Origin of the sequence: Arenimonas fontis (assembly GCF_008386465.1) — a bacterium.
GTDB classification, from domain to species: domain Bacteria; phylum Pseudomonadota; class Gammaproteobacteria; order Xanthomonadales; family Xanthomonadaceae; genus Arenimonas; species Arenimonas fontis.
Genome location: NZ_VUOD01000003.1, coordinates 250286 through 263511, shown reverse-complemented (window position 1 = coordinate 263511; position 13226 = coordinate 250286). Strand labels below are relative to the sequence as shown.

At 64.9% G+C, this 13226-nt stretch carries 12 protein-coding genes; 11 read left to right on the top strand and 1 reads right to left on the bottom strand.

What is annotated here, in order from left to right; all coding sequences use genetic code 11:
- The first annotated feature begins 2 nt into the window (after positions 1 to 2).
- Both F0415_RS05520 and F0415_RS05515 read left to right on the top strand, forming a co-directional pair.
- Positions 3 to 1151, top strand: coding sequence for a hypothetical protein (locus tag F0415_RS05520; protein ID WP_149860201.1), 1149 nt, complete (start codon positions 3 to 5; stop codon positions 1149 to 1151).
- Complete coding sequence (locus tag F0415_RS05515; RefSeq protein ID WP_149860200.1) at positions 1148 to 2569, top strand: MBOAT family O-acyltransferase; 1422 nt, start codon at positions 1148 to 1150, stop codon at positions 2567 to 2569. The genes F0415_RS05520 and F0415_RS05515 overlap by 4 nt, the downstream gene beginning before the upstream one ends.
- Here the strand turns inward: F0415_RS05515 and F0415_RS05510 are convergent.
- Complete coding sequence (locus F0415_RS05510) at positions 2566 to 3315, bottom strand: sulfotransferase family protein (RefSeq protein WP_188310299.1); 750 nt, start codon at positions 3313 to 3315, stop codon at positions 2566 to 2568. The genes F0415_RS05515 and F0415_RS05510 overlap by 4 nt on opposite strands.
- 197 nt (positions 3316 to 3512) lie before the next feature.
- Between F0415_RS05510 and F0415_RS05505 the strand changes: the two genes are divergently transcribed.
- The 9 genes from F0415_RS05505 to F0415_RS05465 are packed head-to-tail and all read left to right on the top strand — an operon-like array spanning position 3513 to position 12656.
- A complete protein-coding gene (locus F0415_RS05505; protein ID WP_149860198.1) occupies positions 3513 to 4442 on the top strand; it encodes an NAD-dependent epimerase/dehydratase family protein in 930 nt (309 codons plus the stop codon).
- Between the two features lie 35 nt (positions 4443 to 4477).
- Positions 4478 to 5596 (top strand): non-hydrolyzing UDP-N-acetylglucosamine 2-epimerase, encoded by a 1119-nt coding sequence (wecB, locus tag F0415_RS05500; protein WP_149860197.1) that lies wholly within the window; start codon positions 4478 to 4480, stop codon positions 5594 to 5596.
- Positions 5597 to 5606: 10 nt separating this feature from the next.
- Positions 5607 to 6068 (top strand): hypothetical protein, encoded by a 462-nt coding sequence (locus tag F0415_RS05495; RefSeq protein WP_149860196.1) that lies wholly within the window; start codon positions 5607 to 5609, stop codon positions 6066 to 6068.
- Positions 6065 to 8134 (top strand): glycosyltransferase, encoded by a 2070-nt coding sequence (locus F0415_RS05490; RefSeq protein ID WP_149860195.1) that lies wholly within the window; start codon positions 6065 to 6067, stop codon positions 8132 to 8134. The genes F0415_RS05495 and F0415_RS05490 overlap by 4 nt, the downstream gene beginning before the upstream one ends.
- Positions 8135 to 8155: 21 nt before the next feature.
- Positions 8156 to 8800: a hypothetical protein gene (locus tag F0415_RS05485; protein WP_149860194.1), complete on the top strand. Its 645-nt coding sequence runs from the start codon at positions 8156 to 8158 to the stop codon at positions 8798 to 8800.
- A 24-nt stretch (positions 8801 to 8824) separates the two neighbouring features.
- Entirely contained in the window at positions 8825 to 9520 is a 696-nt protein-coding gene (locus tag F0415_RS05480; RefSeq protein WP_149860193.1) for a hypothetical protein, read from the top strand.
- Positions 9521 to 9526: 6 nt separating this feature from the next.
- On the top strand, positions 9527 to 10693 hold the full coding sequence (locus F0415_RS05475; protein WP_149860192.1) for a DegT/DnrJ/EryC1/StrS family aminotransferase: 1167 nt from the start codon (positions 9527 to 9529) through the stop codon (positions 10691 to 10693).
- Between the two features lie 36 nt (positions 10694 to 10729).
- Positions 10730 to 11365: a NeuD/PglB/VioB family sugar acetyltransferase gene (locus tag F0415_RS05470; RefSeq protein ID WP_188310298.1), complete on the top strand. Its 636-nt coding sequence runs from the start codon at positions 10730 to 10732 to the stop codon at positions 11363 to 11365.
- A 7-nt stretch (positions 11366 to 11372) separates the two neighbouring features.
- Positions 11373 to 12656 carry a TDP-N-acetylfucosamine:lipid II N-acetylfucosaminyltransferase family protein gene (locus F0415_RS05465; RefSeq protein WP_246149896.1) on the top strand — a complete coding sequence of 428 codons (1284 nt, stop codon included), beginning with the start codon at positions 11373 to 11375 and terminating at the stop codon, positions 12654 to 12656.
- Positions 12657 to 13226 lie beyond the last annotated feature (570 nt).

The following is a 13226-nucleotide window of genomic DNA, read 5'->3' as shown; positions in this document are numbered from 1 at the left end:
GAATGGACTCCAGCAGTGTGTTCATCCTTGCCGGTCTGATCCTGCTCGCGTTCGTCTGCGCCCTGCGCTCGACCGAAAACGGGAGAACGCGCGCCGTCCTGGCCGGCTTCGTCGCGGGAATGGTCCTGGCGACGGCGGCAGTGCCTTGGGCTAGCCAGCAAGCCGGTTACTACCCTTCCACCAATGCCCTGCGCCTGGTGGCGGGCGTCGAGCGGGAACTGCACGCCGCCATCGCCGATCCGCAGATCGGGCGCATCCTGGTGTTCGAGGGCAGCAGCTACTCGGCGCGCGGGCTGGACGCCCGGCAGGTGGCCAGCCGGATGAGCGAAAGCACCGGTATCGGCACGGCCGCGGTGCAGCTTTCCCTCGACGGCTCCAATCACTTCGAACGCTACTGGATGCTGTCCATCGCCATCGAACGGCTGGACGACCGGCAGCGCGAGACCTTGCGCCGGAAGCAGGTGGTCCTGCTGATGGAGATGCAGAACCGGTACGATCTGGATCCTCTGAACAACTTCACCCGCAATGAGCGAACCTACCGGGCTTATGCCTACATGACGCTCGGCAACGCCCTGGCGGCGCTGAGAGCGGTGGCGATCGGTGGCGGGCTGGACGGAGCCAGGACCGTGGCGGTGCTGGAGCACGCGGCGGTGAACCTGAGCAACCTGGGTGGCTTCCGTCGTGTCGTCTCGCTGGACGGGATCCGGATCAGGCCAGGCTACATGCCACTGGACGTCGCCAAGCGCGGCTATCGTTTCCAGGGAATGGACCGCGTCCGTGCCGCCTTGCGCCATGCCGACGCCTGGCGGGCCACCGGCCGCGGTTTCGCGGCGGCGGACCGCCAGCTGGACTGGATCGGGCCGGTGCGCATCGCCCGCTTTCGCGACTTGCTCGGCGACCTGGTGGATCAGGCGGGCTTCTACGCGGTCGCGAGCGCCGACGCCGACGACATCTACCACGTCGCCGCTTTCTGCGCGAAATGGCCGGCGGACTTCTGCCTGGATTACGAAGATCCGGCGCTGATCGACGCCCTGGACGGCCGCGAGTACTGGAACGACGCCCGCCACATGCGTCCGGCCGGCGCCGACCGTTTCGCGCCCTGGTTCGCCAAACGACTGGCGGCGGCATTGGCCGGGGAGGTCGGCCGATGATCTTCACCTCCGGCGCCTTCCTGCTGTTCTACCTGCTGGTGTTCGGTGCCTACTGGCTGCTGCGCGGCCGGGAGGCGCAGAACTGGCTGCTGCTGCTGGCCAGCCAGGTTTTCTACGCATGGTGGGACTGGCGCTTCCTCGGCCTGATGTGGCTGGTGATTGCGATCTGCCACGCAGCGGTGCTGCTGATCGAGGCGCGCTGGCGGCCGCGGCTGGTGCTGGCCGCGGCCATCGTCCTGCTGCTGGGCGTGCTGTCGGTGTTCAAGTACCTGGACTTCCTGGCCGGGTCCCTGGCCGCCCTGGCCGAGGCGGTGGGCGTGCACCTGTCCTGGCCGGCGCTGGCGATCATCCTGCCGGTGGGCATCAGCTTCTTCGTGTTCGAGGCGATCTGCTACGTGGTGGACGTGTATCGGCGCGACCTGGCCGCGGACCGCAAGCTGCTGCACACGGCCCTGTACATCTCGTTCTTCCCGAAGATGATGGCCGGCCCGATCATCCGCGCCTCCGATTTCCTGCCGCAGCTGGCCCGGCCCCGGGCGCCGACCGCGCGCGACCTGCAGGTAGGACTGAAGCTGTTTGCGGTTGGCTTCATCTACAAGGCGGTGTTCTCGGACAACGTGTCGCCCTTCGTGGACGGCGTGTTCGCCGATGTGCGGGGGCACGACAACCACAGCCTGGTGATGGCCACCGTCGGTTTCTATGCGCAGATCTACTTCGACTTCTGCGGCTATTCGCTGATGGCGATCGGCGTGGCCAGGACCCTGGGCTTCCACCTGCCGCGGAACTTCAACTTCCCCTACATCGCCGCCAGCATCACCGACTTCTGGCGACGCTGGCACATCTCGCTGTCCACCTGGCTGCGCGACTACCTGTACATCCCGCTGGGCGGCAACCGCGACGGGGACCTGAAGCGCGAGCGCAACCTGATGTTGACCATGCTGCTGGGTGGCCTTTGGCACGGCGCCAGCTGGAACTTCGTGCTCTGGGGCGGGTTGCACGGAGCCGCGCTGGTGATGCACAAGCGCATGTCCGGCCTGCTGCACGGAGTCGGTCGCGGCGCCGTGGCGGCGGTGGCCTGGGCCGCCGCCGGTTGGGCGCTCACCCAGCTGTTCGTGCTGCTGGCCTGGATCCCGTTCCGGGCCCAGGGCTTCGGCGACTCGCTGCAGGTGTTCGCGGCCTTCACCGGCCTGCGCCCGGACCAGGGGTTGGCCCGGGCCGCCATCCCCTACCTGGCAGTGATTCTGCCCGTGTTGCTTGACACCCTGGCGCTGGGCATGCAATCGGAACGTCGCTGGCTGAAGGCGGCGCCCTTGCGGTTGCCGGCCTGGGCGGTCGGCCTGTGCCTGGGGGCGGTGCTGGCGCTGCTGGTGATGCTTATGCCGATGGAGGTGAACAACTTCATCTACTTCCAGTTCTAGGCGGCGTCCAGCTCACGGTCGTAACCGAAGGTGTCGAAGTCGCTGCGGAAGCGCTCGTAGACCAGATCGGCCAGCTCCGGGGTGTAGTACTGACGCAACTTGGACCCGGCATTGGTGACTTTCGGCGACTTGTTCACCTCGGAGGCCGCCATGGGCGGAAGCACCTCGCCCCAGATGCGGGTACTGACCACCGCCATGTCTTCCCAGAGGCGTTCGAACTTGCCGATGAAATCGAACTCCATGTCGCCCCAGAGGATGTCGTCGGTCTGCACGCGCCAGTGCGAGTTCTGCTCCGCCGAGGGTTGCTCGCAGATGGCGCGGACAAAGGTCTCGAAGCTGATGTCCTCGGTCGGCCGGCCCTTGCGCGCCAGGATGCGCTGCAGGTGCGCCCGGGGCTTGGCCGTGGGGTTCAGGATGCGGTCGAGATAGCATGACAGCGTGCGCGAATAGGGATTGCGCACGAAAGCGAAGCGGAAGTACCGGCCGCTGTTGAGCACCTCGTCAAGCAGATCGGGCGGCAACTGGAACGGCGAGAGCAGGGGTGAAAGCCGCTTGTCGAAGGGCGAGGGCGGCGGCCGTTTCACCGGCTCCAGCTCGATGGTGTACAGGGCGTTCTTGATCGAACTGTTGGCCACCTTGTCTACGGCGAAGTAGACGTAACGATTTCGCAGCGAGATGTTGGTGCAGTTCTCGAAATCACCGGGCCGCTTGCGGCGGGCGACGACGCCGAGGTCGTGGATGGCCATCTGGGGGAATCTCCGGATGTCTGGGCCGGAAAAATGCATGGATGCGGCCCACGTGGGCAGGTATTATGGCGCCCTCAGTCGAGGACTGGGTAGGGGATCCGGCTGGGGGTGTCCCGATGGCTGGAAGCCAAGTTTGGTTATGCCGGCGTCGCGCCGCAGCGCCTGCCGGCATGGCCGGCTCCTGAGCATGGGTGGTAATGGGAAAGTACCTGGTAACCGGAGGTTGCGGGTTCATCGGCTCCCACCTTGTAGAAAGGTTGCGGGCGAATGGGCATGAAGTGACCGTCCTGGACAATCTCAGCACCGGCGACCGGAACAGGCTGGCGTCCGGCGTACGCCTGGTGGTGGGGGACGTGCGCGATGGCCGCCTGCTGCGCGAGCTCACCGCCGGCGGCGACGGTGTCTTCCATCTCGCCGCCGTCGCCTCGGTCGAACGCTGCAATCGCGAGTGGGTGGAATCTCATTCGGTCAACCTGACCGGAACCGTTGCCGTCTTCGAAGCCGCGCGCGACCTGTCGCTGCCAGTGGTCTGGGCGTCCTCCGCCGCCGTCTATGGCGATCAGGAGCGGCAGCCCATTGACGAGCAGGCGATCCCAAGCCCGCGTACCCCCTACGGCGCCGACAAGCGCGCCTGCGAGCTGCATGGCGAGGTCGCGGCGCGGCTGTTCGGCGTACCTAACATCGGGCTCCGGTTCTTCAACGTCTATGGCCCGGGACAGGATCCTGCTTCCCCGTATTCCGGGGTCGTGTCGATCTTCATGGAGCGCGCGCTGAAGGGCGCACAGGCCGTGATCAACGGGGATGGCTCCGCGTCGCGCGACTTCGTCCACGTCGATGACGTCGTCAGTTGTGTCATCGCCTCGATGTGGCTGCTGGAGAAGGCCGGTCGCGGTTCTGGCCACTTCGACATCCTCAATGTTTGCACGGGGCGGGCCACCCGCATCGACGAGTTGCACATGTACATCAGCGAGGCGGTGGGAAACCGCATCGAGCCGAGCTACGGCCCGGAGCGGCCGGGCGACATCCATGTGTCGATCGGATCGCCTGCCCGCCTGCAGCGGGTCCTGGGGATCCGCTGTGCGACGGTGGTGAGTGACGGCCTGCGCCGGCTGGCGGGCAGGGCATAGCGAAGGGCGGGGAAGATCGATCCGTGAAGACCTGCATGATAGACCTGGTCGTCGGCACGCGACCGAACATCGTCAAACTGTCGCCGCTGGCGCGGGTGTTGCAGTCGCAGGACTGGTGCGAGCCGCGGATCGTGTTCATCGGCCAGCACACCTCGCCGAGCCTGAGCGACGAAATCATCGAGGACCTCGGCGTCGACCAGTCGATCATCCGCTACCTGCCGCTGGAGCGCGCTGGTTTCGGCGCGCGCCTGGGCGAGATCATATCGACCTACTCGAGGCTGCTGGCCGAAGAGACGCCCGACATGGTCGTCGTCTTCGGTGACGTCGACGTGACCCTGGGTGCGGCCCTGGCTGCCAAGCGCTCGCTGCTGCCGCTGGTGCATATCGAGGCCGGGCTGCGCAGCGGCGATCGCAGCATGCCGGAGGAGATCAATCGGGTGGTGGTCGATTCGATCTCCGACCTGTTCTTCGCGCCGTCGGAAGATGCCTTCAACAACCTGGTCTTCGGCGAGGCGAAGAACGCCGATGCGGTCTGCCTGGCCGGCAACATCATGATCGACTCGCTGGCGGCTGCGCTCGATGAACGGGCGAAAGCGGAGATCGCCGCCAGGCTGGGGGTCTCGGCCGGAAAGTTCGCCGTGGCTACCTTCCACCGGCCTTCGAATGTCGATACCGAAGCCGGCCTGCTGGAGGTGATCGGCCTGGTGGAGTATCTGGCGGAAAGACTCGAGGTCGTATTCCCCCTGCATCCGCGTACCGAGGCGGCATTGGCGAGAACCGGTCTGAGGGAGCGCATCGCCGCGAATGCTGCCATCCGCGACGTTACAGCCATGCGGTACCGCGAATTCATCAACTTGCTGGCGCTGCCGGCGGCGCTGGTCATCACCGATTCCGGTGGTATACAGGAGGAAACCAGTTACCTCGGCGTTCCCTGCCTGACCTATCGGGAGAACACCGAACGGCCGGTCACCGTGCGATCGGGGACGAATATGCTTGTGAACCGATACGATGCCAGGGCGATGATCGATTCCGTGCTTGCGGAGAGTGACAGGCGCGCGACACGGCCCGACATACCGCTCTGGGATGGCAGGACCGCCTACCGGATAGCCTCCTCGCTGTACACGTGGTGGTCGGCGAGGGCTGCCAGGAACTAAGGGACAACAGATGCAGGAGCTTCTCCAGAAGATCGCGATGGCGGAGTCCGCCCGGCCGGCGGGGCTGGTCGCGTACTGTTACGTTCCGGATGAGCCGACCAACGAGATGGCGATCATCCTGGAAGTCGAAACGATGTGCCGGTTCGAGCGTAAGGACCTCCTTTGCGACATCAGACTATACGGCGCCGACGGCAAGCCGCTGGTGGCGGAGGGCAACTGGCCGGTGTCGGAGGGCCTGAAGGCGCCGTATCATTACCTGCCGGCCATCGACGGCTCGGAACAGGTGCGGCTCGACGTGTTCCGCAGCAGCGTGCCCTTCGCGGCGGCAGCGTTGCATGTCCGTCTGTGGAACCGGAAGGACGCAGCGTCGAGTATCCGGATCCGCACCTGCCTGGTCCAAGACAGGCTGGTTGTGGGATCCGGCGAGTTCGTCCATTACCGGAGGCTGGAGCAGCTGGAGCTGCAATCATGATCAGGTTGTCTGTCGTCATCTGCTTCCGCGACTGGGGTCTTGACCGCCTGGCGCTTGCCATAAGGTCGCACCGGGAATCCAGCCTCGGCGACGCGGTGGAGATCATCGTGTCTGACTACGGCTCAGCCGACGTGGAAGCGGTCCGTTCGGTGGTGGAGGGTAACGGCGCAATCCACGTGCGGACCGAGACCAACGGCCCCTGGAGCCGGTCGCGGGCGCTGAATGCCGGCGTCTCCGCTGCCCGCGGCCAGTACGTGATCACCACCGACGCGGACATGCTGTTCACGCCGGAAGCGCACGCCGTCATCTGCGGCCTGCTGCAGAAGGACTCGGGGGCTGCGCAATTGCTCCAGTGCCGTGACCTGTCGCCCGACTACAATGCCGAGACGATCAAAGACTTCAACTGGGATGCGTTCGAGAAGAACTCGACACTCCGGCCCAGGTGGGGCATGGGCGGCATGATCGCCTTCGACGTCCGCGCCTACGAAGCCATTCGTGGCTACGACGAGCGGATGGAGATCTACGGTGGCGAGGATATCGACTTCGCCAACCGCCTGCGCCGGTTCGGCCTCAAGCTCAACTGGATCGACGACTTGGCCTGCCGGATCTTCCACATCTGGCACGAAAGCAGCAGGAAGGCCGCCGACAGCACGCCGGAGGGCAGGGCGGCGATCACGCTCAATCGCGAGATCATGCTGTCAGACAAGACCTGGGTGCGGAATCTGGACTGGAAATATGCACGTCCTGGCGCCGCCCCGCTGGTCACCGTGGCCATCGCCACTTACAACCGGGCCAGCTATCTCCGCGACTGCATCCGCTCTGTACTGATGCAGACCGTGCAGGACTTCGAGATCGTCATCGTCGACGATGGCTCCACCGACTACACCGAGGATGCCGTCCGCTCCTTCGCCGACCCTCGGATCCGTTATTTCCGCCAAGAAAACCAGGGCGTGTCTGTGGCCCGAAACCGGGCGCTGGCGGAAGCGAGGGCCCAGTTCATCGTAGTCCAGGATGATGACGACATAATGCTGCCTTGGCGGATCGAGGCGCACTTCGAGAAACTGACAGAAGGCGTGCACGGCACTTATGGCGGTTGGGTGGACTTCCGCGACGATACCGGTGAGCTAGTCGCCAGGCCGGGCAAGGAGTTTGGCGTTGCCCAGATGATGTACAGCGGAGGGGTGATGGCGCACGGCACGCTGATGATCCGCACCGACGTCATCCGCGCCTTTGGCTATGACCCTGGCCTCCGCGCCGGTACCGACTACAACCTCGCCATCAGGATGACGATGTCCGGAGTTCGGCTGCAGCACACGGGCAAGTTCCATATCCTGCGCAGGTTCCACGGTGGCAACCTTACCGACATCATCTCCGATCATCAGAAGGAGTCGGCGCGCCGGACCACCAGCCTGTTCCGCCGCTACTTCTCCCCGCAGAAGGAAACGCAGCTGCGCGACCTCGCCCGTAATGTCGCCTTCGTGAACTGCAGCGGCAGCGGCAACCTGCAGGCCTCGGTTGGCCCCTACCTGCCCGACCGTTTGACTTCGCGCGATGCCTCAGTGAGGTTGCGCGACCCTGAGGCAATCAGCAAGGTCGTCGGCTTTGCCGAAGGCCACGGCGTGCGCAACGAGGTCCACGAGGTGCGTGGCCGCGACGGCAGCATCGTAGAGGCCGTGGTCTGGCTGTTCGACGTGAGCCTGGACCACCTGCAGGCGCTGCGGGCGGCTGCCATTGGCGTCCGGGCGGAGCCGGTGTTGCAGGCGCGCATCGACGGTGCCCAGCCGCGGGTTTCGGTGTTGCGGAACACCCTGGTGGAGCAGGCCGCGGATCTGATGCCGTCCGGGAAGCGGTTCTACTGCTTCGTGGCGGTACCGGGCGGTGGGGACGGTGTGGGGCGGTTCTGGGACATCGGGGCCGAGGGGTATCGGTTGATCGTCGCCGACCGGCGGCCGTACATGGTTGGCGTCAAGGCTTTCGAGACCCTGGCTGAAGCGCTGGAATATGCAGAATCTACCCGTCCTGTCGCCTCCGACATGGAGCCGATGGTGCTGCAGCGTGCAAGCTGAGACGTCCTGAAAAGCTGACAGATGGAATTCAATATCACCCAAGATGCGGCGGAAGGCACGCTGAAGCTGGTGGCCTTGCCGGGCGACTACGACGCCATTCCGGTGGTCAGCGAGGTCGACATTTCGGCTGTACCGCTGAACCAGCATCCGGACCGGCTGGCGGTGGCGCTGTGCCTCTTGTTCGGAAACTCGATCTCCGGGGTATTCAAGATGCCTGGCAATGGCTGTTCGCCGCATGTGGCCTCGGCAATCCAGCGTTTCCTGGAGCCGGTCGCGGTACACGTTTTCCCGGTCAATACGGTGCCGCAGCGGAAGGCGGTTGGCGAACGCGACGGCCAGCTGGATGTTGGAGTGACAGCCAGCCGCGGCGGCGCGGAGAAGTGCGCCTGCGCGATACGCATTGGCAACATGGATCAGCTGGTTGGCTCGATGGCGTCATCGGACGAGATTTCCGTTTCCAGCAATGCCGGCATGCTGACGATCGGCGAGCCCTCGTTGCTCAGGAAGGCGCTGCCGAAGATCGGCGTAGCGGTACTGTTCTGTGAAGACCTGATGATCGGAAGGGTCCTGCTTCCGAAGGAAATGGTGCAGCAGGCTGGCGGGGAGGAGGCGGAGCGGCTGCGCCGCCTGCTCGATTCCTGCGCGTTGTGCTTGGCCTGGACCTGAAATCAATAGCCCGGAATGACCACAATGACTTTCAAGCTGATCTGGCCAACCCGCAGCCGAACCGGTAGCCAGTTCGTCGTCAAGTTGACGCGATCCCTGTTCGGCTCGATGCTGGGCAAGGTGGCGCTGATCAATGGCGCTAGGCGCGACACCACCCAGGACGAGAACACCATCGGCGTCTTCGCCGAGATGCTGGCGCAGGGGCGCGGCACCGAGTACGTCCAGGCCAACGGTATCGCTGCCATGAAGTACGAGGACCCGGGCAAGGACGATTTCGTCCTCGACCTGCTGGAGGCGTATCCCGAAGCCAAGGCGGTGACCAGCTACCGGAAGATCGAAGACGTCATCATCAGCCACCACAGCATCCGCCACTGGGGTCACCGCGAGGCCGACGTCATCTACCAATTCAGCGCATCCCTGCACCTGTACCGTCGCCTGTTCGAGCGCGGACGCCTGTACATGGTGAACGTGGACGATCCGGCGGGCTTCGACCTGGAGCTTTTTGCGAGGTTCATCGGCGCTCCGGTTACCCGTGCTGCCAGGGAGATCGTAACCGGCTGGGAGCCCGTCAACACGCTTTCCTATCAGCAGGAAAAGCACGACGGCGGTCAGCACGGAAGGCACCTGCCGCCGCGAATCGAGCGGCTGCGGGAAATCCATCCGTGGATCGAGGGCATCGAGCGGGAGTACCTGGCGATGTGCAACCGGGTAGGCGGCTAGGCGCCGATGAAGCGAGTCAAGCGCCGCTCGGACCTTGCCTTGTTCGGCGGGTCGCCGGCGTTCGACCCGGCCATCCATGTCGGGCGACCAAATATAGGCGACCGCCAGGCGTTTGACCGCCTGGTCAGGGAGGCGCTTGATCGGCGGTGGCTGACCAATGACGGACCGCTGGTCAGGGAGCTGGAGCGCCGGATCGGCGAACAGCTGGGCGTCGAGCACTGTGTGGCGGTCTGCAACGGGACAATCGGTCTGGAGATCCTCTTCCATGCTCTCGGCTTGGCTGGGGAAGTCCTGGTTCCATCCTACACGTTCATCGCCACCGCCCACGCCCTGCTCAGGTGCGGTATCAAGCCGATCTTCGTCGACATCGACCCGGCGACGCACAACATCGATCCGAAGGCGGCCCGCGCGCGTGCGTCCAGCCGGACGAGTGGAATCGTGGCCGTGCACCTCTGGGGACGGCCGGTGCCAGTGCGCGAGCTGCAGGACCTGGCCGGGGAACTGGGGGTTCCCCTGGTGTTCGACGCCGCGCATGCCTTCGGCTGCACCTTCGAAGGCCGATCGATCGGAAACTTCGGCGCGGCGGAAGTGCTGAGCTTTCACGCCACCAAGTTCTTCAACACCCTCGAGGGTGGGGCCGTGGTCACCAACGACGCAGCGCTTGCGAGGGAGCTGCGCCTGCTAAGGAACTTCGGTTTCTCGGGCTACGACAACACGATGTCGCTGGGCACAAACGGCAAGATGAACGAGGTCTGCGCAGCCATGGGTCTGGTGAACCTGGACGCGCTGCCGGCATTCATCGGCAGGAACCGGCAGATCCACCAGCAGTACGTCGAAGCCTTCGCACAGATTCCCGGCGTCAATGTGCTCCGTTATGACGAAAACGAGCGCAACAACTACCAGTATGTGGTGGTCGAACTGGACGAGCGTTTTCCGGTCGGGCGTGACCGCGTGGTGGAAGCCCTGCACGCCGAGGGCATCCTGGCCCGAAAGTACTTCTGGCCGGGCTGTCACCGCATGATGCCGTACCGGGAGATTTATCCCGGAGAAGGTGCGCATCTCCCGGTGACGGAGGCCGTGTCCGAGCGGGTACTGGTGCTGCCGACTGGTACTTCTCTTCCGGATGGAGCCGTCGGCCTCCAGGCTGATATCTTCAGGGTGCTGTCTGAGTGACGGGCGGGCATTCAGGTAGCGAACACGGAGCGCAATGTGCAGGAACTGGTGATCGTTGGCTGTGGTGGATTCGGGCGCGAGGTCGCCTGGCTTGCGCGTTCGGCGCTTCCCAAAGGCGTACGCCTGTGTTTCGCGGCGGAATCGGCGCACATCGCCCAATACACCATCGACGACCTGCCGGTTCTCAGACTGGAGGAACTCGCTCCAGAGGAGGGGCGTGCAGCGGTCGTCGCCATCGCCGATTGCAACGCCAGGAAGCGCGTTGCCGGTCTGCTGGAGAAGGTCAACGTGCCGGCGTGGACGCTGGTCCATCCCGGTGTCCTCCGTTCCGAGCGTGTTCGTGTCGGCGGCGGCTCAATCATCTGCGCCGGCAGTTTGCTGACCACCAACATTGACATCGGCCGGCACGTACACGTCAACCTGGCCTGCACGATCGGCCACGACGTCGTCATCGGCGACCATTCGACCTTGGCGCCTGGAGTGCGGGTGTCAGGTAACGTGCATGTCGGCACTGGTGTCTACATCGGAACCGGCGCGACGATCATCAACGGCACGGCGCACAAACCGCTGATCATTGGCGACGGCGCGGTGATCGCTGCCAGCGCCTGCGTGACCGACGATGTCGAACCGCAGTCCATGGTCGCGGGTGTGCCGGCGGTGAGGAAGCGTTGAGGTGCCGATGAGCTCGGCGGCGCACCCGGCCGACGGCGGGAGGTTTCTCCACGTCGTACCCGACGACAAATTCATCGATCTCGCCATCGAGTCCTTCGAGCAGGTGGCGCCGGGCGCCCATGCGTATGTTCACTTGGCCTGTCCCACCAGCTTCCGCTACCTGCGTTCAGGCCAGGTCATGCGGCTTGGGCTGCGACAAGCGCTGTCGGCTGATTTCCTGGCGGGGCTGGAGCGTTACACCGCGGTATTCATCCACTACCTGGACGACCGTGCCCGGCTGCTGGTCAACGCCTGTACCCGCAAAGTCAATCTGGTATGGATAGGCTGGGGCGGCGACTACTACCACCTGGCCGGCGAGCGCTGCCAGTTGCTGCTGCCGGAGACACGGAAGCTGGTCGAAGCGACATCGCCGACGGTCAGCGAGGAAGAGCGGAGGGAGCTGGCCCGGTCGGTGCCGGAAGAACCTCCGGAGCGCGACGAAAGCGGGGCGGAGCTCCGAGTGCGGGTTCGCCGCCTGGCCATCGGTCCGGGCGGCCGCGACGAGATCGGCCTCCTCAATCGGTTCCGCCTGTTCGGCCCGGTGCTGCGCCAGGACTACGAGCTGGTACGAACAGCGAACCCCGGCTTCCTTCCCGCCTACGTCCGCTGGAACTATCCGCTCGGGCCGGCTGTGGAGGAGGACGACCAGCTTGCCTCCGGACAATCCATTCTCGTGGGCAACAGCGCCGCGCCGACTAACAACCACCTGGAGACCTTCCGGGAACTGGCAAACTCCTGGGGCGGAAGCCGCCGGATCATCTGCCCGCTCAGTTACGGTGCGGATGCCTATGCCGACGCAGTGGAAGAGGAGGGCAGACGCCTGTTCGGAGATCGCTTCATCGCCCTACGCAGCTTCCTGCCCTTCCACGAGTACATGGCGATCATCCGTCAGTGTTCTGCCGTGGTCATGGGCCATTTCCGCCAGCAGGGCTTCGGCAACATCCTGCACATGCTGAAATTGGGCGCGACGGTGTACCTGCGCGAGCAAAACCCGATCTGCGACTTCCTGCGCGGGCACGGACTGCCGGTGCGCAGGTTCGGTGACGGACGTCCCCTTGCAGAGGCCGTACCGGCCAGCCCCGAACAGGTGGCAGATTGGCGCCGGAAGATCGACGGCCTCTTCGGTCCGACCGCCCATCTCGAGTCGACACGATGCCTGCTCGCGACCGCAGCGCAGTCTCCGCCGCTGTCTGGTGCGGATGCAGGCACGGACGACGAGCTGACGTCGGGTATGGCCGAGGGTGAACTTTGAGACGGAGTGGCTCTTTGTCGGTGTACTGCTCGATTCCGGATGCGCCCGGACTCAGCAAGTTCGACGTGCATTCGATCAATGTGAAGACGCTCACACGGCAGGTGGCCAGGCACGGCAGTTTCGAGGCAAGCCAGAGGGGCGCCTAGGGCTGAGTCAGCGCCCTTCGGATTTCCTGGGTTCGGGGGGCTGTCCTGCTAACGCAGGTGAACGACCAGGGTTCGACACCGCGGGTGGCGGCGTTCTACCAGCGCTTCAAGGAAAACCTCGTGCCGGGAAAGCCGTCCTGGCCGAATACCGGAATTCCCGATAAGCCCGGCATTTCTACCCGGCCGGTTAGCTCGACAGGCGATCGGTTTTCGCGGTCTGCTGCGTCGCCGCAAAGCGGCGCCCTGCCTGGATTCCACACCGGCGGCGACAGCGAAGGGCGGGTTGCCCGCGATGGGCCGCATCTCCGGCCTGTCTGAGACTCCATTGGGTGCCGTATGGCGTCCGTCTGGCCCGCAATTGCGCAAATTGCCGTATTCATAGCCAGGCGGATGGTCCGCCTCACCCTCGAAGCGAACCGGCTAG

What these genes read in the sequence shown, in the direction of transcription:
- F0415_RS05520 (WP_149860201.1), top strand. Translation starts at nt 3, where the DNA reads ATGGACTCCAGCAGTGTGTTCATCCTTGCCGGTCTGATCCTGCTCGCG.
- F0415_RS05515 (WP_149860200.1), top strand. Translation starts at nt 1,148, where the DNA reads ATGATCTTCACCTCCGGCGCCTTCCTGCTGTTCTACCTGCTGGTGTTC.
- F0415_RS05510 (WP_188310299.1), bottom strand. Translation starts at nt 3,315, where the DNA reads ATGGCCATCCACGACCTCGGCGTCGTCGCCCGCCGCAAGCGGCCCGGT.
- F0415_RS05505 (WP_149860198.1), top strand. Translation starts at nt 3,513, where the DNA reads ATGGGAAAGTACCTGGTAACCGGAGGTTGCGGGTTCATCGGCTCCCAC.
- wecB (WP_149860197.1), top strand. Translation starts at nt 4,478, where the DNA reads ATGATAGACCTGGTCGTCGGCACGCGACCGAACATCGTCAAACTGTCG.
- F0415_RS05495 (WP_149860196.1), top strand. Translation starts at nt 5,607, where the DNA reads ATGCAGGAGCTTCTCCAGAAGATCGCGATGGCGGAGTCCGCCCGGCCG.
- F0415_RS05490 (WP_149860195.1), top strand. Translation starts at nt 6,065, where the DNA reads ATGATCAGGTTGTCTGTCGTCATCTGCTTCCGCGACTGGGGTCTTGAC.
- F0415_RS05485 (WP_149860194.1), top strand. Translation starts at nt 8,156, where the DNA reads ATGGAATTCAATATCACCCAAGATGCGGCGGAAGGCACGCTGAAGCTG.
- F0415_RS05480 (WP_149860193.1), top strand. Translation starts at nt 8,825, where the DNA reads ATGACTTTCAAGCTGATCTGGCCAACCCGCAGCCGAACCGGTAGCCAG.
- F0415_RS05475 (WP_149860192.1), top strand. Translation starts at nt 9,527, where the DNA reads ATGAAGCGAGTCAAGCGCCGCTCGGACCTTGCCTTGTTCGGCGGGTCG.
- F0415_RS05465 (WP_246149896.1), top strand. Translation starts at nt 11,373, where the DNA reads ATGAGCTCGGCGGCGCACCCGGCCGACGGCGGGAGGTTTCTCCACGTC.